Here is a 21,622-nt window from a genome sequence, read left to right as displayed (position 1 = left end):
CCGCCCGACCCAACCTACGGTCAGCCCTTGGGCGCCAGCAATCCCGGCAGTTGCTCCTTGAGCTTCTGGTTGTTCAGCGGCGAGCGGATGAAGCCGCGCTGGGTGCCGTCCGGGCCGAGCACCACCAGATTGCCGCTGTGGTCCACGGTGTAGTTCTCCTTGCTGGTGTCGGCCGGGATGAACGGAATGCTCACCGCGTTGGCCAGCTTCTGCAGGGTGGGCAGGTCGGCGGTAATGCCGACGAAGCTCGGGTCGAAGTAACCGATGTACTGCTTCATCTGCTGCGGGGTGTCGCGATTCGGGTCGACGCTGACGAACACGATGCGCAGGTTGTCCCGCGCTTCCGGCGGCAGCAGGCCCTTGAGCTCGCGCATCTGCGCCATGGTGGTGGGGCAGATGTCCGGGCAGAAGGTGTAGCCGAAGAACACCAGGCTCCACTTGTCCTTGAACTGGTCCACCGCGACCTTGGCGCCGTTCTGGTCGATCATTTCCAGCGCCGGCAGCGTGCGGCTCTGGGGCAGCAGGACGATGCCGGCGTCGAGCAGTTTGGTGGGGTCGGTCTGGCCCTGGCTGTTGAGCACCCGATGCACGGTGAGGCCGAGCACCACGGCGACGACAGCGACGAGGACGAAGACGGTTTTCTGGATTCTGGTCATAGGTTCAGCATCAGGTAGTGGTCCACCAACAGCGCGATGAACAGCAGGAAGAGGTAGGCGATAGAGTACTTGAAGGTCCTGATCGCCGCGTGCGGTTTGCTGTCACGGTACAGCACCCAGGCCCACTGCAGGAAGCGCGCGCCCAATGCCGTGGCGCAAACCAGGTAGAGCGGGCCGCTCATGTGAATGGCATAAGGCAGCAGGCTCACCGCGAACATCGCCAGGGTGTAGAGCAGGATGTGCACCTTGGTGTACTGCTCGCCGTGGGTCACCGGCAGCATGGGGATGTCGGCCTTGGCGTATTCGGCCTTGCGGTGGATGGCCAGGGCCCAGAAGTGCGGCGGGGTCCAGGCGAAGATGATCAGCACCAGCAGCAGCGGTTCGGCGGACAGGTGCCCGGTGACCGCTACCCAGCCCAGCAGCGGCGGCGCAGCGCCGGCCAGGCCGCCAATGACGATGTTCTGCGGCGTGGCGCGCTTGAGGAAGCCGGTGTAGAGCACGGCGTACCCCACCAGCGAGGCCAGGGTCAGCCAGGCGGTCAGTTCGTTGGTGAAGGCCAGCAGCAGCCCCTGGCCGGCCACCGCCAGCACGAAGGCGAAGGCCAGCGCCGCCGCCGGCGAGACACGACCATTGACCACCGGGCGCTTGAGGGTGCGCGCCATGATCGAGTCGATGCGCCGGTCCACCACATGGTTGACCGCCGCCGCCGCACCGGCGCAGAGGCCAATGCCGAGGTTGCCGAACAGCAGCACGTCCCAGGGCACCCCGGCGCGAGTGGCGAGAAACATCCCCACCAGCGAGGTGATGAGCATCAGCACCACCACCTTGGGCTTGGTCAGTTCCAGGTAGTCGCGCCAGCTGGCGCGGACTTCACTGTGTCCTTGGCTGAGCAGAGTGGCCATGGCGTCTCTCCTTCTTCTTGTGTTCAGGCCGGCTTGCCGGCGTGGTGCCGGACCGCCGCGGCGGAAACGGAGGCGGCCGGAGCCTGCGCCCGCACCCGGTAGTTCACTGATACCAGCACCAGCAGCAGCAGCGCACCGCCGCCGTTGTGGGCCACCGCCACCGGCAGCGGCAGGTGCAAGAGCACGTTGCTGATACCCAGGCCCACCTGCAGGCACAGTGCCGCCAGCAGCAGCCCGGCCAGGCGTGAAAGCCCGGCGCCGCGCAGTTGCCAGGCCAGGGCCAGCAGCACCAGGGTTACCGCCAGGGCGCCGAGCCGGTGAGTCATGTGGATGGCGGTGCGGGCATCGCTGTCCAGTTGTCCACCCAGGTAGTTGGGGCCTATGTGCTGGGTGAGGTGGAAGCCGTTGGCGAAGTCCATGGCCGGCCACCATTCACCGTGGCAGGTGGGCAGGTCGACGCAGGCCACTGCCGCATAGTTGGAGCTGACCCATCCCCCCAGGGCGATCTGCCCGATCACCAGCGCCAAGCCCAACGCCGCCCAACGACGCAGCCGCACCGGTAGATGCAGGGGAGGGAAGGCATTGGACAGGCGCAGACAAAGCAGCAGCAGAAGCGAGAGGGTGGTGAATCCGCCCAGCAGATGGGCCGTCACCACCTGGGGCCAGAGCTGCAGGGTCACCGTCCACATGCCGAACGCCGCCTGGGTGATGACCACGCCCAGCAACAGCAGCGGCAACTTCAGCGGTTGGCCGTCGCGGCCGCGCAGGCGCACCGCCTGGATGGCCAGCCCCAGGATCACCAAGCCCAGGGTGCCAGCGAAGTAGCGGTGGACCATCTCGTTCCAGCCCTTTTCGGCCTCCACTGGCGCATGGGGGAAGTTGACCTCGGCGTGTGCCAGCTGGGCTTCGGATTGCGGCACGCCGATGAAGCCGTAGCACCCCGGCCAGTCGGGGCAGCCGAGACCGGCGTGGGTCAGGCGGGTGTACGCGCCCAGCAGCACCACCACCACGGCCAGCAGGGTGGCGAACAGGGCGAGGCGGTATCCAGGCCGGTTCTTGAGGTTATCCACAGCAGCCGCTCCTCACCTTTCCGGGGAAAGGGCTCGTTCAACCGATATTGGAAAGCTTCAGCAGGTGACGCAGGTCGTTGAGAATCTGTTTGCCCTTGGCGCTGCCGTCGTAGCGCAGCACCAGGTTGCCGTGGGGATCGACGATCCACAGCTGCGCGCCGCCCAGGTTGTCGGTGGCCTTTTCATAGGCGGCGGCATCCAGGCCGTGGCGCTTGAGCTGCGGGTACTCCTGCTGGAGCCGGGCGGCGTAGTCCGCGGACACCTCGGTGGTGGCCAGGGCATGGGTGGCGCGAGAAGCCTCGCGGCCCAGGCCGATGTGGATCTGCCGCGCCGCATAGACCAACTGCTGGCAGTCCTCCAGGCAGCCGGCCGGGGCGGTCACCAGCAACGTCCATGTTTCCGACTGAGTCGCATCCTGCACGCCGAGGTCGGCCAGGGTCTGGCCATTGCCGATAAGGGCGCCGTGGTAGCTCCGGCCCTCCGGCACCCAGAAGTTGAACTTGTACATGGCGGTGGCGAGCAGCATCGGGCCGATCACCACCATCAGGATCAGCAGCAGCTGGATGCGCCCACGGCGGCGCGGTGGCGCGGCGTCAGGCATGGCGAGTGCTGGGTTCATTGTTGTTCTCCCGTCCTTTGCGCAATCCGTAATAGATGAACAGGCCGAGCAGGGCGGCCGCCAGGGCGAACCACTGCACGGCATAGCCAATGTGTTTGTCCGCCCCCATGGCGACCACCGGCCAATCGCTGCGGTAGGCCGCCGGGCCTTGCTCCAGGCGCAGCTCCAGGGGCAGGCCGCTGCGTCCCAGGTGCTGCCAGAGGGCGGCGGCATCCACCTGGTTGACCAGCCGGGGCCAGCCGGCGGCTTCCAGGTGCTTGAGTTCGAAGGCCGCACCCGGCGGCACGTAGGCCCAGGCGATCAGTGCCTGCAGACCATCGGGGGTGCTGAATTCCGGCGCCACGCGGCGATCCGGCCAGGGCAGCCAGCCTCGGTTGACCAGCAGCCACTGACCGTTGCCGGCCTGGAAAGGTTGCAGCAATTCCACGCCGGCCTTGCCGTCACGGATGCGGCTGTCCAGCAGCAGGCTGTGGTCGGCGTCGAAATGGCCGTGCAGGCGCACGCGCAGGTAGGCGGGATCGGGACTGGCAGCGAGCTGTTCAACCGTTACCGGCAGGGCGATGCGCCGGGCCTCGGCGGCGGTGAGCAATTGGCGTTTCTCTTCGGCGCGGGAAAGCTGCCAGAAGCCCAGGCCCAGCAACACCGGCAGCAGCGCGAGAACCACCAGAGTGGGCGCCAGGCCGGGCCGGAAGGCGCTCATGGCCGCCTTCCGAGAGGCTGAACAGGGCTGGCTATACTGCACAACATCCCCCTTCCCGCGGAGTCACGCATGCTCAAGGCCGCGATCGTCCTCCTGTTGCTTGCCACGCTGGTCAGCCTGTTCAGCGGCCTTTTCTTCCTGGTCAAGGACGAAGGACGCAGCTCCCGCGTGGTCAATGCGCTTACGGTTCGTGTAGTTCTGGCCGCCATCACCCTGGCGCTCATCGCCTGGGGCTTCTACAGCGGCCAATTCGTTTCCCAGGTCACCTGGTAGTCCGGAAGCCCCCGCCTCCGGCCACCGCCCTCAGAGCACGTAGACGAAGGTGAACAGGCCGATCCACACCACGTCCACGAAGTGCCAGTACCAGGCCGCCGCTTCGAAGCCGAAATGGTGGTCGGCGTCGAAATGGCCGCGCAGGATACGCACCAGCATCACCGTCAGGATCAACGCCCCCATGGTCACGTGGGCGCCGTGGAAACCGGTGAGCATGAAGAAGGTGGCGCCGTAGATGCCCGAGCCCAGGGTCAGCCCCAGCTCCTTGTAGGCATGGATGTATTCCTCGGCCTGGAAGCCGAGGAAGGTCACACCCAGCAGGATGGTCAAGGCCAGCCACAGCTTGAGCGGACCACGCTTGTTCTTGCGCAGCGCGTGGTGGGCGAAGGTCACGGTGAAGCTGGACGTCACCAGCAGGGCGGTGTTGATCAACGGCAAGTGCCAGGGATCGATGATCGCCTTGGGCGGCGGGAACAGTTTGGCGTCTGGGTTGTTCAACGCCGGCCAGGCGAACTCGAAGCCGGGCCAGAGCATGTTGGCCACACCCTTGTCACCCTCGCCGCCGAGCCAGGGCCCGGCAAAGAAGCGCACATAGAAGAGGGCGCCGAAGAAGGCGGCGAAAAACATCACCTCGGAGAAGATGAACCAGCTCATGCCCCAGCGGAAGGAGCGATCCATCTGCGGGCTGTAGAGGCCGCCCCGGCTCTCGCGGATGACGTTGCCGAACCAGCCGAACAGCATGTAGGCGAGGATCAGCCCGCCGACGAAGAAGAAGATCGGCCCGTTGGAGTCCGGACGCGCGGCCTTGAGGTCGTTGAACCAGGTGCCCAGGCCGTAAACCGTGATCAGCAGGCCGAAGGTGGCGATGATCGGCCATTTGCTCTGGGCCGGGACGTAATACTGCTCGTGACTAGCCATCGTTGTTGTTCTCCTTATCGGCCCGTCAGCCGTCATTCCTGGCGACTGGTGGCGTGCGGGCGGTGATATCGAACAGCGTGTAAGCGAGGGTCAGGTGGTGCACATCCACCGGCAGGTCGCGGTCGACGATGAAGCGCACCGGCATCTCGATGCGCTGGCCCGGCTGCAGGACCTGCTGGGTGAAGCAGAAGCACTCGGTCTTGTGGAAGAAGGCCGCCGCCTTGGACGGCGCCACGCTGGGAATGGCCTGGGCGGTCATCGGCTTGTCGGTGGGGTTGTAGGCGATGAAGAGCATCTCGTTGCTCGCCCCCGGATGCACCACCAGATCGTCCGCCTTGGGGCGGAATTCCCAGCTCATTCCCGCCGCATTGGTGGCGAGGAACTGCACCCGCACCTGGCGCTGCTGGTCTTCGCTCTGGGCCCCTTCGTAGGCCGACCCGGTGGTCTTGCCGTTGATGCCGAAGGCCTGGCACATCACGTCGTAGATGGGCACCAGGGCGAAGCCGAAGCCGAACATCGCCACCACCAGCAGCAGCAGGCGCTGGATCAGGCGGCGAGTGCTCATTTCGCCGCTCATCTCACTTCACTTCCGGCGGGGTGCTGAAGGTGTGGTAGGGCGCCGGCGACGGCACCGTCCACTCCAGGCCCTCTGCACCGTCCCAGGGCTTGGCCGGGGCTTTCTTGCCGCCACGGATGCACTTGATGACGATGAACAGGAAGAGGAACTGGGTGGCCCCGAAGCTGAACGCGCCAATGGACGAGATCATGTTGAAGTCGGCGAACTGCAGGTTGTAGTCCGGAATCCGCCGCGGCATGCCCGCCAGCCCCACGAAGTGCATGGGGAAGAACGCCATGTTCATGCCGACGAAGCTCAACCAGAAATGCAGCTTGCCGAGGGTCTCGTCGTACATGTGGCCAGTCCATTTCGGCAGCCAGTAGTAGGCCGAGGCGAAGATGCCGAAGATGGCGCCGGGTACCAGCACGTAGTGGAAGTGCGCCACCACGAAGTAGGTGTCGTGGTACTGGAAGTCCGCCGGGGCAATGGCCAGCATCAGCCCGGAGAAACCGCCGATGGTGAACAGGATGACGAAGGCCACGGCGAACAGCATCGGCGTCTCGAAGGTCAGCGAGCCTTCCCACATGGTGGTCACCCAGTTGAACACCTTCACCCCGGTAGGCACGGCGATCAGCATGGTGGCGAACATGAAGAACAGCTCACCGGTCAGCGGGATGCCCACGGTGAACATGTGGTGCGCCCAGACGATGAAGGACAGGAAGGCGATGGACGCGGTGGCGTAGACCATCGAGGTGTAGCCGAACAGCGGCTTGCGCGAGAACGCCGGGATGATCGAGCTGACCGCACCGAAGGCGGGCAGGATCATGATGTACACCTCGGGGTGGCCGAAGAACCAGAACACGTGCTGGAACAGCACCGGGTCGCCACCGCCGGCGGCACTGAAGAAGCTGGTGCCGAAGTGGATGTCCATCAGCATCATGGTCACGCAACCGGCCAACACCGGCATCACCGCGATCAGCAGGAAGGCGGTGATCAGCCAGGTCCAGACGAACAGCGGCATCTTCATCAGGGTCATGCCGGGGGCACGCAGGTTGAGGATGGTGGCGATCACGTTGATCGCCCCCATGATCGAGCTGATGCCCATCAGGTGGATGGCGAAGATGAAGTAGGTGACGCTCTCCGGCGCGTAGGTGGTGGACAGCGGCGCGTAGAAGGTCCAGCCGAAGTTGGGCCCCCCGCCTGCGCTGAACAAGGTGCTCACCAACAGGCCGAAGGCCGCCGGCAACAGCCAGAAGCTGAAGTTGTTCATCCGCGGCAGGGCCATGTCCGGCGCGCCGACCATCAGCGGGATCATCCAGTTGGCCAGGCCGACGAAGGCCGGCATCACGGCACCGAACACCATGATCAGGCCGTGCATGGTGGTCATCTGGTTGAAGAACTCCGGCTGCACGATCTGCAGGCCGGGCTGGAACAACTCGGCGCGGATCACCATCGCCATGGACCCGCCCAGCAGGAACATCGCGAAGCTGAACCACAGGTACATGGTGCCGATGTCCTTGTGGTTGGTGGTCAGCACCCAGCGCATCAGGCCCTTGGCCGGACCGTGGTGGTGATCATGCCCGGCATGATCGTGGTCGATCACTGCACTCATGTCAGTCTCCATATAGGCCGGTGTCTTCTTCATTGGCTTTCCGCCTGTTTCAGCGCCAGGACTTCCTTCGGCGTCACCATGTCGCCCTTGTTGTTGCCCCAGGCGTTGCGTTCATAGGTGATGACAGCGGCGATATCGACTTCGGAAAGTTGCTTGCCGAAGGCGGCCATGGAGGTGCCCGGTTTGCCGTGGAAGACGATGTTCAGGTGCTCTTCCTTCGGACCGGTGGCGATCTTCGAGCCCTTGAGCGCCGGGAACATGGGCGGCATGCCCTGGCCTTCAGGCTGGTGACAGGCGGCGCAGGTCGTGTGGTAGACCTTGTCGCCGCGCTCCACCAGTTCTTCGAGGGTCCATTCCTTGTCGGTCAGTTCCTTGAGCTTGGCGGTCTCTTCCTTGCGCTGGGCGAGCCATTTGGCGAAGTCCTCCTGGGACTTGGCCTCGACCACGATGGGCATGAAGCCGTGGTCCTTGCCGCACAGCTCGGTGCACTGTCCCCGGTAGAGGCCAGGCTTCTCGATGCGCGTCCAGGATTCGTTGACGAAGCCGGGAATGGCGTCCTTCTTCACCGCCAGCGCCGGCACCCACCAGGAGTGGATCACGTCGGCGGCGGTGATCAGGAAGCGCACCTTGGTGCCCACCGGCACCACCAGCGGCTGGTCGACTTCCAGCAGGTAATGCTCATCCTTGGGCGCCTTGTTGTGGATCTGCTCGGCGGGCGTGGACAGGTTGCTGAAGAACTCCACGTCCTGGCCCAGGTACTTGTAGTGCCATTTCCACTGGTACCCGGTGACCTGCACATCCAGCCCGGATTCGGAGGTGTCGTAGATGTCGATCAGGGTCTTGGTCGCCGGCACCGCCATCAGCACGAGGATGACGAAGGGCACGACGGTCCAGAGGATTTCCACCGTGGTGCTCTCGTGGAAGTGCGCCGGCTGCTGTCCGGTGGAACGGCGGTGGATGATCATCGACCAGAACATGGCACCGAAGACCAGTACGCCGATGACGACGCAGATCCAGAAGATGGTCATGTGCAGATCGAAGACGGTGCGGCTGACCTCGGTGGCCCCGGGCGCCATGTTGACTGTCCAGGCAGCCTCCGCCTGGGTGAGAACAGACCACAGCAGGAGTCCCATCCAGACTCGTGGATGTCGCATCATTGCGGGTTCCCCTTCTCGTTCTTGTTATCCCGCCGGCTGGGCCAACGGCTTGGGGACGGCTGTCCGGACCACCATACTCGGACCGCCGACCTCGGCACGCAGGTGCACAGTCGGGTTCCATCAGGTAATGCCTTTCGAGTCGGAGTATAGACAGGGACTTGCGCCGCGCAACGCGGCCGAAAAAATGCCTGAAAGCGCGTAACCCTTGTGCTAAAGGCCACGGCTGGCGAGGGCCGGCAATGAGTGGCAAAGTGCCGTTATAGCCCACCCGCATAACTGTTCAAGAATTATGACAATCCGGTCTGAGCAGTTCTGCAGGGCGAGCTAAGGTCTTTGCTTCACCTCCAAATGCCATGTCCTTCCAGGAGCAGTCATGAACACCGCCGCACTGCGCGAAGTCATCCAGCGCGCACTCCAGAACGAAGCCGCCTCAACCCAGCTGACCCGGATACTCGAAGCCCAGATCGACAGCCTGCATCCCGCCATCCGACTGCCGGCCGACGATGCCCAGGGCGTGCTCGCCCGCTTTATCGCCGCTTACGTGGAACAGGTGCCGGACGTGCTGGATGCCGCCGCCGACGTCGCCCGCGAAGCCGGGATCGAGTCGCGTATCAAGCCGGTGCTGAACGTCGCCGAGCAATTCTTCCTGCAACCGCCGGCGCTGATGGACGGACACGACGGCCTGGAAGGTCTGCTCGACGAAGCCTACCTGGCCCATCGCCTGGTGGAGGAAGTCAACGATCGCTATATCGTGCATTTCGGCCAGCCGCTGATCCCGCTGGATACCACGGTGGCTAACCTGATCGCCCACCAACTGATCGGCGAACCCTTCGCCAACCAGCTGGACGAAGCCGTGCACCATGCCGTCGATGGCCTTCTCGATGAAGAGGTGTTCAGCCTGCCCTCGGCCCAGGCCTACCGCCAGCAGCTACGCGATCCCAAGGTGGAGGAAGCCTGGAAGCGCTGGCCCTGCCTGTCCCGGCAACTGGGCGTCGAGCTGGAGCTGAACCAGGGGCAGCGCGCGGCGGGCTGAAGTGGGCTCCACTCCGCTGCCTTGAAAGATCGTCGTGGGGGTGAATTCATTCGCTAACCGGACCGCAAGTCCGGCCTGGGAATCGATGGGGCCGCTGCGCGGCCCTCAGCGAATGAAATCGCCCCTACAACGCCATGCCGGAACCTTTCCTCAGTCGTTCTGGTAGCGCGGCCGCGGCGTGGCCATCGGCAGCGGGCCGTCGCCGATGGGACGGAAGCGACCCTGCTCGGCATCGTAGGCCTTGATCACCGACGTCTCGATGTCATAGACCCAGCCGTGGATGAACAGCTGGCCGCTGGCCAGGCGCGCCGCCACCGACGGGTGGGTGCGCAGGTGGTCGAGCTGGGCCACCACGTTTTCCTCGGTAAGCACTTCCAGGGACTCGTGGCTGGCGCAGCCGCAATTTTCCTGCACCACCACCTTGGCCACCTCGGCGTGGCGCAGCCAGGCCTTCACCGTGGGCATGCGTTCCAGGGTCTGCGGGTCCATCACCGCCTTCATGGCGCCGCAGTCGGAGTGGCCGCAGATGATGATGTGGTGGACCCCGAGAGCCATCACCGCGAACTCGATGGCGGTGGAGACACCACCGTTCATCTGCCCATAGGGCGGAACCACGTTGCCGACGTTGCGGGTGACGAACAGATCGCCCGGTGAGCTCTGGGTGATCAGTTCGGGGACGATGCGCGAGTCGGCACAGGTGATGAACATGGCGCGAGGCTTCTGCTCGTGGGCCAGCTTCTTGAACAACTCTTCCTGCTGCGGGAAGACCTCGTCGCGGAACCTCTGGAAGCCCTCGACTATGTTCCGCAGGGCTTCTTCCGCACTCTCACTACGCTGCTTATCGTGCTCGTTGCTCATGCTGCCAACCTCGGTCATCGTAGGAATTGTCTGTTATGCCGCCCATTATCCACGGATCACCGGCATCTGGATTCCTACAGGACTGTCGATACAGCCATCCGAGTCACACCTCAGAGCAATGCCATCTGTCCGCCGGGCGGGCAGAAACGTGAACAATCCAGTTCATGCTCGCGCCGCCGGTTCATCCCCAGCTTGCGCATGGCCACGGCGAAGCGCTGGGCCAGCAGCTCGGCGAAAGGCCCTTGCCCCTTGAAACGGTGACCGAAGCGGCTGTCGTAGATGTCTCCGTCCCGGCACTGACGGATGATGCTCATCACATGGGCCGCGCGTTGCGGGTAATGCGCTTGCAACCATTCCTCGAACAGCGGACCCACTTCCCGAGGCAGGCGCAACAGCATGTAGTTCGCCTGGCGGGCACCGGCATCGCGGGCCGCCTCCAGCAGGCTTTCCAGCTCCATGTCGTTGATCATCGGGATCATCGGCGAGCAGAGCACCCCCACCGGAATGCGGTTCTCGCGCAGCACGCGGATGGCCCTCAGGCGCGCCGACGGCGCCGCGGCGCGGGGTTCGAGAACGCGCTTGAGTTCGTCGTCGAGGGTGGTGAGGCTGATCATCACCGTCACCAGGTTCTGTTCCGCCAGTTGGCTGAGCAAATCGAGGTCGCGCAGCACCAGCGAGCCCTTGGTGACGATGGTCAGTGGGTGGCGGTAACGCAGCAATACGTCGAGGGTCTGGCGGGTGAGGCGGTGTTCACGCTCGATGGGCTGGTAGGGGTCGGTGTTGGAACCGAGGTTGATCGGCGCGCACTGGTAGCCGGGCTTGGACAGCTGCTGTTCGAGCAGGGCGACGGCGTTGGTCTTGGCGATCAGCCGGGTCTCGAAATCCAGCCCCGGCGACATGTCCCAATAGGCATGGCTGGGCCTTGCGTAACAGTAGATGCAGCCGTGCTCGCAACCGCGATAGGGGTTCACCGAGCGGTCGAAGGGCAGGTCCGGCGACTGGTTGCGGGTGATGATGCTCTTGGCGGTTTCGAACCTGACTTCGGTCGCACCGCTGGGCGGAACTTCCTGGAACCAGCCGTCATCCATGGCCACCGAGGTGGTGGGCGCGAAGCGGTTAAACGGGTTGCTGGCCGTGCCACGGCCACGGGGCGGAAGGGGGGCAGACATGGTCGGGCTCCGTTAGCTGTATATTCATACAGTATATGCAGCCTTTTCCCACGCCAAGCCCACTTCTGCCGGACGGTGCCCCACCGTTCAGACCCGACGCACCTGCAGTCCGCCGTAGCCGTGCTGACCCGGGCTCCCAGCCAATTCGATACGTCCCTGGGCGGCCAATTCGCGGGCACGCCAGAACGAGAAGAAATCGGTGGCGAAGAAGCCGTCGCTACGCGCCATCAGCTCCGCCATGACCCGTGCCAGCGGCCGCCATTCCGGCGTGCAGGCGGCGAGGAGGACGGTATCCACCGCCCGATGATCCTCACCGTGGAAATCGCCCTCCCGCCAGCGACGGATATCCGAACCGGCCGCCACGGCGGTACGCCATTGCGCGGCGAGTCCGGCCTGGCGTTCGGCGTCCACCCGCTTCGGCAGGTAGTAGGCGGACAGGACTGCCGGGTCGATCATACCCACCGCCCGGCGCCCGTCGACGCCACTGTCGCCGGTCCCGCAGGCCACTTCCCAAAGCGGCAGCTCGCTGTGTTCCAGGGCGGCGGCCACACGGGCCAGCAGCAGTTGCTCGGAGCAACTGTCGCCATGCCAGACGGTCACGGGCCGGTCCTGCTGCCGGAGACTGGCGAGCCAGTCGGCATCGGCGCTGAGGCCGCTTTCGAAGTCAGGTCGTGGCATCACCGTGTCCGGCCAGACACTCAGCCAGAACGCTATGCGCGCGCTGCAGGGTCGCTGGTCGACATCCAGCAGCGGCCCCACTGCGAGGTCATCCCGCATCACACGCAATGGCTCGGCGGCCGCATCGCCCAGGACGCGCCTGACGCCGACAGCCGCCACATCACCGCAGGTCAGGTGCCACATGAGCCCTCCTTGGCTTGGTTGTCATTCCGTTGGTTTCTTCAACTTCGGATTGGGGAAGAACTGCACCCCCTGGACCCTGGGATCGGCTGGCTTGGGCGTGCCCTGGTTGACCCGGGTACCCAGCTCCTTGGGCACCGACTGACCCTGGGCGTTGAGGGTGTCGGCATAGCCGCAGGCCACGCACTGGCGGTGCGGCACGCCGTCCTCGTCCCACATCTGGATCTTGTCCATCTCGCTGCACGCCGGGCACACGGCACCGGCGATGAAACGCTTGGGCGTCGTGCTCATGCCACGTCCTCCGACAGGCCGCTATGGCGCAGCAGGGCGTCGATGGACGGTTCGCGACCACGGAAGTCGACGAACAGCACCATGGGTTCCTGGGAACCGCCACGGGCGAGGATGGCATCGCGGAACGCGCGGCCGGTGGCCGGGTTGAGCACACCGTCCTCCTCGAAGCGGGAGAAGGCGTCGGCGGACAGCACTTCGGCCCACTTGTAGCTGTAGTAACCGGCCGCGTAACCACCGGCGAAAATGTGCGCAAAGCTGTTGGCGAAGCGGTTGAACGCCGGCGGACGCATGACCGCCACTTCGCTGCGTACCGCCTCCAGCACGTCCAGCACGCCGCGCCCATCGCCGTGGGTGGCATGCAGCTCGAAGTCGAACAGGGAGAACTCCAGCTGGCGCACCATCATCAGGCCGGACTGGAAGTTCTTCGCCGCCAGCATCTTGTCCAGCAGGTCCTGGGGCAGCGGCTCGCCGGTCTGGTAGTGGCCGGAGATCAGCGCCAGACCTTCCGGCTCCCAGCACCAGTTCTCCATGAACTGGCTGGGCAGCTCCACCGCGTCCCAGGCCACGCCGTTGATGCCGGAGGCGCCGGCATGCTCGACGCGGGTGAGCAGGTGGTGCAGGCCGTGGCCGAACTCGTGGAACAGGGTGGTGACTTCGTCGTGGGTCAGCAGGGCGGGCTTGTCGCCCACGGCCGGGGTGAAATTGCACACCAGGTTGGCCACCGGGCTGATCAGTTCACCGCTGGCCGACCTGCGCATGTCGCGGGCGCCGTCCATCCAGGCGCCGCCGCGCTTGTTGGCGCGGGCGTAGAGGTCGAAGAAGAAACGGCCGACATGCTGGCCGTTCTCGCTGATCTCGAACAGGCGCACGTCCGGGTGCCAGGTGTCGAAGCCGGACAGTTCGCGGATACCGATGCCGTAGAGCTGCTCCACGATGGTGAACAGGCCGGAGAGCACCTTGTCGACCGGGAAATAGGCGCGCAGGGTTTCCTGGGAAATGCTGTAGCGCTGCTCGCGCAGCTTCTCGCTGAAATAACCCACGTCCCAGCTCTTGAGGTCGGCGACACCGCGCTCGGCGGCGAAAGCCTTGAGCTCGTCAAGGTCCTTGGCGGCGAAGGGCTTGCTGCGCCGGGCCAGGTCACGGAGGAAGCCCAGCACCTGCGGGGTGGACTCGGCCATCTTGGTGGCCAGGCTGAGGTCGGAGAAGTGGGCAAAACCCAGCAGCCGGGCCAGTTCCTGGCGCAGGTCGAGGATCTCGGCCATCACCGGGCCGTTGTCGTTCTGGCCGGCGTTGGGGCCCTGGTCGGAGGCGCGGGTGCTGTAGGCGGTGTAAACCTCTTCGCGCAGGGCACGGTCGTCGGCGTAGGTCATGACCGCGTAGTAGCTGGGGAATTCCAGGGTGATCAGCCAGCCGTCCAGGCCCTTGGCCGCGGCGGCCTGCTTCATCTGCGCCTTGGCGGAATCTGTGAGGCCGGCCAGGGCGGCTTCGTCGTGGATTTCCTTGGTCCAGGCCTGGGTGGCGTCCAGCAACTGGTTGGAGAATCGGCTGCCCAGCTCGGACAGTTTCATCTGGATTTCGCCGTAGCGCTGTTGCTGGTCGGCAGGCAGGTCGATGCCGGACAGGCGGAAGTCACGCAGGGCGTGGTCGAGGATGGTCTTCTGCGCCACCTCGAAACCGGCCGCCTCGGGGCTGGCAGCCAGGGCCTCGTAGGCCTGGAACAGGGCGCGGTTCTGGCCCATCTCGGTCCAGTATTCCGACAGTTTCGGCAGGCAGGCCTCGTAAGCGCTGCGCAGCTCGGCGCTGTTGCACACGGCGTTCAGGTGGCTGACCGGGCTCCAGGCGCGCCCCAGGCGCTCGCCCAGTTCGTCCAGCGCCAGCACCAGACCCTGCCAGGTCGGTTTACCGTCCTGGCGCGCCAGCAACTCGACGATGGCGGCGCGGTTGTCGGCGAGGATCTGGTCAACGGCCGGCTCGACATGCTCCGGCTTGATGGCGGAGTAGGGCGGCAGGTCGAAGTCTTGCAGGAGGGGATTGCTGGCACTCACGGCATTCACCTGTTGCGTCTGGATAGAGTTGATGGAGCACTGATAACGATAGAGGGGGCACAAGGCCCCCTCACGATTCATTTTCTTCTTCGATTCCTGGACATGGACCAGGCGCCGTTCTTTGGCAGACCGCTGACTCCCTTGGCGATCTTCTGAATCTCTCCACCGCGGCGCAGGTAGGCAGCAACTTGAATCGCGAGGGACTCGCGGGTTTCCAGAGCCGCTTCCGGTTGGGTCTTTCGCGCGGAGGATCTGATGCGCAAGGTTGACATAACACTCTCCTTTTCCAAAGGCGGCCCGCCATTATGCCAGATTATTGACACTTTTGCCGAAAAGGGGTGTCAGCCTTCGGACATCCGTCGCCATGCGAGGGTTATCCGGGCCGTAGGAAAGCATCTTAATTACAATCGGGGCCTGATGCAGCCACAGGAAAAGCTATGAACCCGATAAGAACCTACCAGGGCATCGCCCCCCAACTCGGCGAGCGGGTCTTCGTCGACGCCTCCGCCGTGGTGATCGGCGATGTACACCTGGGCGAGGACAGCTCGATCTGGCCGCTGGTCACCGTCCGTGGCGACATGCACCGCATCCGCATCGGCGCGCGCACCAGCGTGCAGGACGGCAGCGTGCTGCACATCACCCACGCCGGCCCCTTCAATCCGGACGGCTATCCGCTGGAAATCGGCGACGACGTGACCATCGGCCACAAGGCGCTGCTGCATGGCTGCACGGTCGGCAGCCGGGTGCTGATCGGCATGGGCAGCATCGTCATGGACGGCGCGGTGATCGAGGACGACGTGGTGCTCGGCGCCGGCAGCCTGGTGCCGCCCGGCAAGCGCCTGGAGAGCGGTTACCTCTATGTCGGCAGCCCGGTGAAGCAGGCGCGCCCGCTCAGCGACAAGGAAAAGGCCTTCTTCACCTACAGCGCCGCGAATTACGTGAAGCTGAAGGACCTGCATATCGCCGAAGGCTACGGAATCTGAAAGCATGCATTACCGCACCATCCTCTTCGACCTCGACGGCACCCTCACCGACCCGCGCGAAGGCATCACCCGCTCGGTGCAGTACGCCCTGGCCAGGCTGGACATCCATGAGCCGGACCTGGCGAAGCTGGAGCACTTCATCGGCCCGCCGCTGCTGCAATGCTTCATGCACACCTATGCGCTCAGCGAGGTACGCGCCTGGGAGGCGGTGAACCACTATCGCGAACGCTTCAAGGTCACCGGGCTTTACGAGAACCGTGTGTTCGATGGCATCGACGCCTTGCTCGGGCGCCTGCGCGAACAGGGCCGCACCCTGTTCATCGCCACCAGCAAGCCGACCGTGTTCGCCCGTGAGATCGCCCGCCACTTCGGCTTCGACCGGCACTTCAAGCACATTTACGGCAGCGAGCTGGACGGCACTCGCACCAACAAGGTGGAACTGATCGCCCACCTGCTGGCAGAAGAAGGCCTGGACCCTGCCGATACCCTGATGATCGGCGACCGCAAGCACGACCTGATCGGCGCGAGCCGCAATGGCCTGCACGGCGCGGGGGTGGGTTATGGCTTCGGCAGCCGCGAAGAACTGCTGGGAGAAGCGCCGGCCTACTACTTCGCCAGCCTGGACGAGCTGAACCGGGCGTTTGCTTGAAAGCAGCGGAATGTCTACGCAAGAAATTGTGGGGGCGATGTCGATCGCCATGCAGGTCGACAACCTGTCCTGGCTGAAACACCCGGGGGCCGAGGGCCGGGCGATCAATCGCCGTTGCGCTGGTAGATGATCTTCTTGGTGCCGTTCTCGCAGGTGCCGACCACCATGTTCTGGTCCTGCACTTCGGCGTTCGGGACTATCTCCAGGGTGTAGGAGGTCACCCCGGCGGCCTGGATCTTCACTTCGATTTCCTGCTTCAGTTCCTCGCAGGGCTTGGGCGCCGCCAGGGCGTTTCCCGCCATCGCGACCAGTGTCAGGACTATCGCAACGCTCTTCATCGCCTGCTCCGTTTCCTTGATGTCCTGACCGTTTGACCGAGGGCCAGCTCGGCAAGTTCTAGCCCTTCGCCATCAGTCTTTCCAGTGCCCGAGTGCGGGCCGGCAAGGGCAGCTCGCCCAACTCGCGGGCACGCCGATAGAAGGCCGGCCAGTTCCCCCCCGCCTCGCGGAACAGCTCGGCGAAAGCCGGCACCCATTGGTCATAGAGCCCGAAAGGCAGCAGCTTGGCATTGTTCATCGGCCCTTCCACCCAGGCATCGAAGCGGGTGTCGCCACCCCAGTCGCGGTCGCGCAGGGCACGGTAGTCACGGCGCAGGCGCTCGAACGCCTCGGCCTTGGCCTCCCGCATGGGTTCGGTCGGCAGGTCGCTGGCATAGAGACGCGCCAGGCGCTCGCGGGCATCCAGCACCAGTCGGGTAAGGGCGTCGCGGCGGAGGCTGTCCTGGTCGTCCGTCGGGTCCAACCCTCGACTGACGCGCCACTGGCCCAGGCCCTCGCGCTCGACGAAGCTGGCGAAGGATTCGTTGAAGGCGGTATCGCCCGGCACATAGAGCTGCTGGTGGGCCAGTTCATGGAAGATCAGCGCGGCGAGACGCTCGTCGTCCCAGCGCAGCATCGTGTTGAGCAGCGGATCATCGAACCAGCCGAGGGTGGAATAGGCCTCGACGCCGCCCACCCAGGTGTCCAGCCCCTGCTGCCGGAGCAGCGCCGCGGCGCCCCGTGCCCGACCCAATTGGTAATAGCCGCGGTAGGCGACGCAGCCGGCGATGGGGAAGCAGTGGGTCTGTGGCTGCAGGGAAAACTCCGGCGTGGCGAACAGGTTCCACACCACGTAGGGTCGCTGGATGTCGGCGTAGACCCGGTAGCTGCCGTTGTCCGGCAGGCCCAGCGCGGTGCTGGCGAAGGCACGCGCCTCCTGCGCCCGGGCCAGGCGCTGGCGCAGTTGCGGCGGCTGCGACGGGTCTTCGACCAGGGCCTGCACCGGCTGGCGTGCGGAGAGCAGCGCCAGTTGACCCCGGGCCAGTTGGCCGTAGTAATCCAGGCTGGAACAACCGCTCAGCAGCCAGGCGCCCAGCAGGGGAACCCAGGGCCGGCGAATGCGGTCAAGCAACTCGATAAGAAGGGTGGTCGACATGCCGCGACACTAGCGCATTGGAGCCATCTGCCGCCATCGACCGGAGTCTTTCATGCGCCCTCTGCTGCTCTTCCTGCCGCTGCTCAGCCTTGGCGGCTGTGCCCTGCTGATGCCCAGCCCCGACCCGAGCCAGGCGTGGATTTCCCTGCGCAAACAGGAGGGCCAGGTGGTGCAGGCCAGCCGCGTGGACGACCGGCCCCTGGACGACACCCGCTACTTCCAGGTCGCGCCGGGCCGGCACGAACTGGAAGTGCGCCTGGAGTTCGAAGTGAGCGGCACCGACATCGGTCAGGGCACCTCCAGCTACCGCCGTACCTGCCTGCTGAAACTGGCCTACGGCGATTTCGGCGCTGGCGAGCGCTACCAGCTGGCGGCCGGCGGCATCGGTTTCCGCCCCTGGGCGCGGCTGTACGACGAACGCAACAAGGAAGTCGCCAAGGCTCGGGAAAGTCGCTGCGGCGATGTCTGAAATCTCCGACATGGGGGTATGCTGGACATCATCACCCTCCAAGGAGCCGCGCCATGCGCACGCTGTTGGCCCTGACGCTGCTGGCCAGCCTCACCGCCTGCGCCAGCAAGCTGCCCGAACCCGATCCTCGCATGGCCTGGATCGACATAGTGCCCGACCCCGCTGACACCCTTATGGCCAACCGTCTCGACGACCGGCGCTGGGGCGACGGCCGTTACTTCCAGGTGCTGCCCGGCAAGCATGAGCTGGAGCTGCGCTACCAGTTCGAAGCCGGCGGCGCCGGTGGCGGCTTCGGCATGAACGCCGAGCCCAGTGTTCTCACCTGCTACCTGATCCTGCGCTACGACGGGTTCGAAGCCGGCAAGCGCTACCGCGTGGAAGCGCGCAACGCGGCCAACCAGCCCATGGCCTGGCTCTACGACGACCAGCGCAAGGTGCTGGCGCGGCAGGAGATTTTTCCGCGCTGCGGCCCCTTCTGAACCCGCCTAGCCCCGCAGGCCGGCGAGAATGTCGAAGGCGCGCAGCCGGTGCTCGTGCTGGTAGAGATCGCAGGTGAAGATCAGTTCGTCGGCGTCGGTCTGGTCCAGCAACACCTGCAGGCGCGCGCGAATCTTCTCCGGGCCCCCCACCATGGCCATCGCCAGGAAACTGCCCACGGCATCCTTTTCATGGGGCAGCCAGCGGCCCGCCATGCTCTCCACCGGCGGACGCAGCACCAGGCTTTCGCCACGAATCAGGGCCAGCACCCGCTGGTAGACGGTGGTGGCGAGGAACTCCGCCTCTTCATCGGTGGGCGCCGCTACCAGCGGTACGCCGAGCATCACATAAGGCTTGTCGAGCACCGCCGAAGGGCGGAAGTGATTGCGGTAGACGCGGATCGCCTCGTGCATGTAGCGCGGCGCGAAGTGCGAGGCGAACGCATAGGGCAGGCCCTTCTGTCCGGCAAGCTGGGCGCTGAACAGGCTGGAGCCGAGCAGCCAGATGGGCACTCGGGTGTCCACCCCCGGCATGGCGATCACTTTCTGCTCCGGCTGGCGCGGGCCGAGGAGCATTTCCAGCTCCTCGACGTCCTGCGGAAAGTCGTCCGCGCTGCCCAGGCGGTCCCGGCGCAGGGCGCGGGCGGTGAGGTGGTCGGCGCCGGGCGCGCGGCCCAGGCCCAGTTCGATGCGCCCCGGGTAAAGGCTGGCGAGGGTGCCGAACTGTTCGGCGACTACCAGCGGCGCGTGGTTGGGCAGCATGATGCCGCCCGAGCCCAGGCGGATACGGGAGGTGCCACCGGCGAGGTAGGCGAGCAGCACGGCGGTGGCGGAACTGGCGATACCGTCCATGTTGTGGTGCTCGGCCACCCAGAAACGCGAGAAATCCAGGCGCTCGACATGGCGGGCCAGTTCCAGGGAATTGTGCAGGGCCTGGGTGGCGCCGCCGTGGTCGCGCACGGGCGCCAGGTCGAGAACGGAAAAGGGAAGCTTGGACAGGGCAGACATGGGCAAGACCTTGGCAGGGGACAGGCGCGAGGCCTAATCCGAGTGATTCAGTAGGTCTTACTCTAGGGATTGGCGCCCAAGGCCGCCAGAAGGCACTTTTCGGTAACCAGGGCACCAGAAGGTAAGGATTGGGCCGGCAGGAGCCGGCCCGGGGAAACGAGCACGATCAATTGCGCTGGTAGACGATCTCCTTGCTGCCACCGTCGCAGGTCCCCACCACCTGCTTGCCGGCGGCGGCGCCCTTGTCGACGATTTCCAGGCTGTAGGAGACAACGCCCTTGGCCTTGAGCTTGGCGTCGATTTCCGCCTTCAGTTCCTCGCAGGGTTTCACGGCGGCGAAGGCCGAACCGGCCAGGCTGAACAGGCCAATGGACAACAGCAGTTTCTTCATGGGTAACGCTCCCTCGTGATGGATGACGGGCTCGCATGAGCCATCCGCTCCCGCCGGGTTCCACGGCGGCCGGGATCGGACGGCCAGAGGCTAACCGAATTCAGGCGGGGTGGGGTGCGCATCACCCCGCTCGGCCGCGCCGGACCGGCGCGGATCTCAACTGTCGCTGATGCGGAAGCCTATCTTCAGCGTCACCTGATAGTGACCGACCCGGCCGTTCTCGATATGCCCACGGGTCTCCACGACCTCGAACCAGTCCATGTTTCGAATTGTCCTCGCCGCTTCGATGACCGCGTTGCTGATGGCCTCATCGATGCTGTTGCGGGAGGAACCGACAACCTCGATCTTCTTGTAGGTGTGGTGATCAGACATGGCGCATCTCCTGTGGCGGGCGCGGGTGGGTTCCCCAGCAAGGCTAGCCAAGAAAGCCGCTATCGGCCCGCCAGTTCCTCTCGCAACCAGTGCGCCAGGTGCTCGGCGCGGCGGTCGAACTGGCGCGCCGGCAGCCACAGGGCCAGGCGGGCCGGCGTTTCGACGAACCCCCAAGGCGCCACCAGACGGCCGGACGCCAGGTCGTCGGCCACCAGTTGCTGCGGTGCGATGGCGACGCCGAGCCCGGCCACCGCCGCCTCCAGCAGGTAATACAGATGATCGAAGCCCTGACCCTGGTGCAGGCGCCCGGCGTCCAGGCCCTGGGCGTGAGCCCACTGCGGCCAGGCCTGGGGCCGCGACACGGTGTGCAGCACAGCCTCTTCCAGCAATGCCGTCGGCGCCGCGTCGGCCAGGGCGTCGTGGCGGGCATAGCGCGGGCTGAGCACCGGGCCGATGGATTCCGCCGCCAGTTCGAACACCCGCATGTCCGCCGGCCAGGGCGGTTCGGCAAAACAGAGAGTGGCGTCGACGCCGGGACGCCGTGGGTCGAGTTCGCCCTCGCTGGCCGATAGCTGCAGGCGCAGTTCCGGCAGTGCGCGGTTGAGCCGGTCCAGGCGCGGGATGAACCAGCGCGCCAGCAGGCTGCCCGGACAACCGAGGACGAACGGCGCGTCCGCGCCACGTTTCTGCAGATCGGCGTAAACGCCGCGCAGGCGCTCGAAGGCGTCACCGGCGGCATCCCGCAGGCGCTGCCCGGCATCCGTGAGTTTTACGCCGCGACCTTCCTTGCTGAACAGGGCAACGCCCAGTTCCTCCTCCAGCAGCCGTACCTGCCGGCTCACCGCGCCGTGGGTCACGTGCAGCTCTTCGGCCGCCCGACTGATGCTGTTCAGTCGGGCGGCTGCCTCGAAGGCACGCAGGGCATTCAGCGGGGGCAGGTCTCGGCGCATGGCAATATGTGATTTTTCCTGACAGATAAAAGCAATCTAATCGCTTTTCCGTCACCTCGCCAGCGGTAGAATGGCGCCATCAACCCTCTTCCCCAGCCCCTCGCCCACCTGCGCGAGGGGGCAGAAACAGGAGT

The 21,622-nt window shown here is 65.4% G+C and carries 27 protein-coding genes; 6 read left to right on the top strand and 21 right to left on the bottom strand.

What is annotated here, in order from left to right; all coding sequences use genetic code 11:
* Positions 1–20: 20 nt before the first annotated feature.
* The 5 genes from PJW05_RS00320 to PJW05_RS00300 are packed head-to-tail and all read right to left on the bottom strand — an operon-like array spanning position 21 to position 3,947.
* Positions 21–656: an SCO family protein gene (locus PJW05_RS00320; RefSeq protein WP_271409967.1), complete on the bottom strand. Its 636-nt coding sequence runs from the start codon at positions 654–656 to the stop codon at positions 21–23.
* Positions 653–1,558 (bottom strand): heme o synthase, encoded by a 906-nt coding sequence (gene cyoE / locus PJW05_RS00315; protein WP_271409966.1) that lies wholly within the window; start codon positions 1,556–1,558, stop codon positions 653–655. The genes PJW05_RS00320 and cyoE overlap by 4 nt, the downstream gene beginning before the upstream one ends.
* A gap of 23 nt (positions 1,559–1,581) precedes the next feature.
* Positions 1,582–2,628, bottom strand: coding sequence for a COX15/CtaA family protein (locus tag PJW05_RS00310; protein ID WP_271409965.1), 1,047 nt, complete (start codon positions 2,626–2,628; stop codon positions 1,582–1,584).
* A 37-nt stretch (positions 2,629–2,665) separates the two neighbouring features.
* Entirely contained in the window at positions 2,666–3,247 is a 582-nt protein-coding gene (locus PJW05_RS00305) for a hypothetical protein (protein WP_271409964.1), read from the bottom strand.
* Positions 3,222–3,947 carry an SURF1 family protein gene (locus PJW05_RS00300; protein WP_271409963.1) on the bottom strand — a complete coding sequence of 242 codons (726 nt, stop codon included), beginning with the start codon at positions 3,945–3,947 and terminating at the stop codon, positions 3,222–3,224. The genes PJW05_RS00305 and PJW05_RS00300 overlap by 26 nt, the downstream gene beginning before the upstream one ends.
* 69 nt (positions 3,948–4,016) lie before the next feature.
* On the opposite strand from PJW05_RS00300, the gene PJW05_RS00295 reads away from it, so the two are divergent.
* The gene (locus PJW05_RS00295) at positions 4,017–4,220 is read left to right on the top strand and encodes a twin transmembrane helix small protein (protein WP_271409962.1); all 204 of its coding nucleotides are present in this window, start codon (positions 4,017–4,019) and stop codon (positions 4,218–4,220) included.
* A 30-nt stretch (positions 4,221–4,250) separates the two neighbouring features.
* On the opposite strand, the gene PJW05_RS00290 is transcribed toward PJW05_RS00295, so the two are convergent.
* The 4 genes from PJW05_RS00290 to coxB are packed head-to-tail and all read right to left on the bottom strand — an operon-like array spanning position 4,251 to position 8,463.
* Complete coding sequence (locus tag PJW05_RS00290; RefSeq protein WP_271409961.1) at positions 4,251–5,138, bottom strand: cytochrome c oxidase subunit 3; 888 nt, start codon at positions 5,136–5,138, stop codon at positions 4,251–4,253.
* Between the two features lie 25 nt (positions 5,139–5,163).
* A complete protein-coding gene (locus PJW05_RS00285; RefSeq protein WP_271409960.1) occupies positions 5,164–5,715 on the bottom strand; it encodes a cytochrome c oxidase assembly protein in 552 nt (183 codons plus the stop codon).
* Position 5,716: 1 nt separating this feature from the next.
* The gene (gene ctaD / locus PJW05_RS00280) at positions 5,717–7,306 is read right to left on the bottom strand and encodes a cytochrome c oxidase subunit I (protein ID WP_271409959.1); all 1,590 of its coding nucleotides are present in this window, start codon (positions 7,304–7,306) and stop codon (positions 5,717–5,719) included.
* A 29-nt stretch (positions 7,307–7,335) separates the two neighbouring features.
* Positions 7,336–8,463 carry a cytochrome c oxidase subunit II gene (gene coxB, locus PJW05_RS00275; RefSeq protein WP_271409958.1) on the bottom strand — a complete coding sequence of 376 codons (1,128 nt, stop codon included), beginning with the start codon at positions 8,461–8,463 and terminating at the stop codon, positions 7,336–7,338.
* 373 nt (positions 8,464–8,836) lie between these two features.
* On the opposite strand from coxB, the gene PJW05_RS00270 reads away from it, so the two are divergent.
* Positions 8,837–9,496: a hypothetical protein gene (locus tag PJW05_RS00270; RefSeq protein WP_271409957.1), complete on the top strand. Its 660-nt coding sequence runs from the start codon at positions 8,837–8,839 to the stop codon at positions 9,494–9,496.
* A 150-nt stretch (positions 9,497–9,646) separates the two neighbouring features.
* Here the strand turns inward: PJW05_RS00270 and PJW05_RS00265 are convergent, their stop codons facing one another.
* The 6 genes from PJW05_RS00265 to PJW05_RS00240 all read right to left on the bottom strand — a co-directional run bounded on the left by PJW05_RS00265 (position 9,647) and on the right by PJW05_RS00240 (position 14,989).
* A complete protein-coding gene (locus tag PJW05_RS00265) occupies positions 9,647–10,354 on the bottom strand; it encodes a carbonic anhydrase (RefSeq protein ID WP_271409956.1) in 708 nt (235 codons plus the stop codon).
* 110 nt (positions 10,355–10,464) lie between these two features.
* Positions 10,465–11,523, bottom strand: a complete 1,059-nt coding sequence (locus PJW05_RS00260) for a PA0069 family radical SAM protein (RefSeq protein ID WP_271409955.1) — start codon at positions 11,521–11,523, stop codon at positions 10,465–10,467.
* An 87-nt stretch (positions 11,524–11,610) separates the two neighbouring features.
* On the bottom strand, positions 11,611–12,384 hold the full coding sequence (locus PJW05_RS00255) for a DUF1835 domain-containing protein (protein ID WP_271409954.1): 774 nt from the start codon (positions 12,382–12,384) through the stop codon (positions 11,611–11,613).
* Between the two features lie 21 nt (positions 12,385–12,405).
* The gene (locus PJW05_RS00250) at positions 12,406–12,672 is read right to left on the bottom strand and encodes a YheV family putative zinc ribbon protein (RefSeq protein ID WP_271409953.1); all 267 of its coding nucleotides are present in this window, start codon (positions 12,670–12,672) and stop codon (positions 12,406–12,408) included.
* Positions 12,669–14,717: an oligopeptidase A gene (prlC, locus tag PJW05_RS00245; protein ID WP_271409952.1), complete on the bottom strand. Its 2,049-nt coding sequence runs from the start codon at positions 14,715–14,717 to the stop codon at positions 12,669–12,671. Before prlC ends, PJW05_RS00250 begins: the two co-directional genes overlap by 4 nt.
* Positions 14,718–14,794: 77 nt before the next feature.
* Positions 14,795–14,989 carry a hypothetical protein gene (locus PJW05_RS00240; RefSeq protein ID WP_271409951.1) on the bottom strand — a complete coding sequence of 65 codons (195 nt, stop codon included), beginning with the start codon at positions 14,987–14,989 and terminating at the stop codon, positions 14,795–14,797.
* A 165-nt stretch (positions 14,990–15,154) separates the two neighbouring features.
* On the opposite strand from PJW05_RS00240, the gene PJW05_RS00235 reads away from it, so the two are divergent.
* Both PJW05_RS00235 and PJW05_RS00230 read left to right on the top strand, forming a co-directional pair.
* On the top strand, positions 15,155–15,700 hold the full coding sequence (locus tag PJW05_RS00235) for a gamma carbonic anhydrase family protein (RefSeq protein WP_271409950.1): 546 nt from the start codon (positions 15,155–15,157) through the stop codon (positions 15,698–15,700).
* Between the two features lie 4 nt (positions 15,701–15,704).
* Complete coding sequence (locus tag PJW05_RS00230) at positions 15,705–16,349, top strand: HAD family hydrolase (protein WP_271409949.1); 645 nt, start codon at positions 15,705–15,707, stop codon at positions 16,347–16,349.
* A 104-nt stretch (positions 16,350–16,453) separates the two neighbouring features.
* Here the strand turns inward: PJW05_RS00230 and PJW05_RS00225 are convergent, their stop codons facing one another.
* Positions 16,454–16,687: a DUF1161 domain-containing protein gene (locus PJW05_RS00225; protein WP_271409948.1), complete on the bottom strand. Its 234-nt coding sequence runs from the start codon at positions 16,685–16,687 to the stop codon at positions 16,454–16,456.
* Between the two features lie 58 nt (positions 16,688–16,745).
* A complete protein-coding gene (locus PJW05_RS00220) occupies positions 16,746–17,822 on the bottom strand; it encodes an aminopeptidase (protein WP_271409947.1) in 1,077 nt (358 codons plus the stop codon).
* A gap of 52 nt (positions 17,823–17,874) precedes the next feature.
* On the opposite strand from PJW05_RS00220, the gene PJW05_RS00215 reads away from it, so the two are divergent.
* Together PJW05_RS00215 and PJW05_RS00210 are read left to right on the top strand one after the other, a co-directional pair.
* On the top strand, positions 17,875–18,291 hold the full coding sequence (locus PJW05_RS00215; RefSeq protein ID WP_271409946.1) for a PA0061/PA0062 family lipoprotein: 417 nt from the start codon (positions 17,875–17,877) through the stop codon (positions 18,289–18,291).
* 53 nt (positions 18,292–18,344) lie between these two features.
* Complete coding sequence (locus PJW05_RS00210; RefSeq protein ID WP_271409945.1) at positions 18,345–18,770, top strand: PA0061/PA0062 family lipoprotein; 426 nt, start codon at positions 18,345–18,347, stop codon at positions 18,768–18,770.
* Positions 18,771–18,776: 6 nt separating this feature from the next.
* Here the strand turns inward: PJW05_RS00210 and PJW05_RS00205 are convergent, their stop codons facing one another.
* From PJW05_RS00205 to PJW05_RS00190, 4 genes are all read right to left on the bottom strand, one after another.
* The gene (locus tag PJW05_RS00205; RefSeq protein ID WP_271409944.1) at positions 18,777–19,775 is read right to left on the bottom strand and encodes an LLM class flavin-dependent oxidoreductase; all 999 of its coding nucleotides are present in this window, start codon (positions 19,773–19,775) and stop codon (positions 18,777–18,779) included.
* Between the two features lie 166 nt (positions 19,776–19,941).
* On the bottom strand, positions 19,942–20,166 hold the full coding sequence (locus PJW05_RS00200) for a DUF1161 domain-containing protein (protein WP_271409943.1): 225 nt from the start codon (positions 20,164–20,166) through the stop codon (positions 19,942–19,944).
* Positions 20,167–20,322: 156 nt separating this feature from the next.
* Positions 20,323–20,538 carry a dodecin gene (locus PJW05_RS00195; RefSeq protein ID WP_271409942.1) on the bottom strand — a complete coding sequence of 72 codons (216 nt, stop codon included), beginning with the start codon at positions 20,536–20,538 and terminating at the stop codon, positions 20,323–20,325.
* A gap of 59 nt (positions 20,539–20,597) precedes the next feature.
* Positions 20,598–21,488, bottom strand: a complete 891-nt coding sequence (locus tag PJW05_RS00190; protein WP_271409941.1) for a LysR family transcriptional regulator — start codon at positions 21,486–21,488, stop codon at positions 20,598–20,600.
* Between the last annotated feature and the right edge of the window lie 134 nt (positions 21,489–21,622).

Origin of the sequence: Pseudomonas sp. Q1-7 (genome assembly GCF_028010285.1) — a bacterium.
Lineage (GTDB): Bacteria > Pseudomonadota > Gammaproteobacteria > Pseudomonadales > Pseudomonadaceae > Metapseudomonas.
Note: the sequence above shows the minus strand (reverse complement) of the source record. Positions and strands in the feature narration are given on the sequence as shown.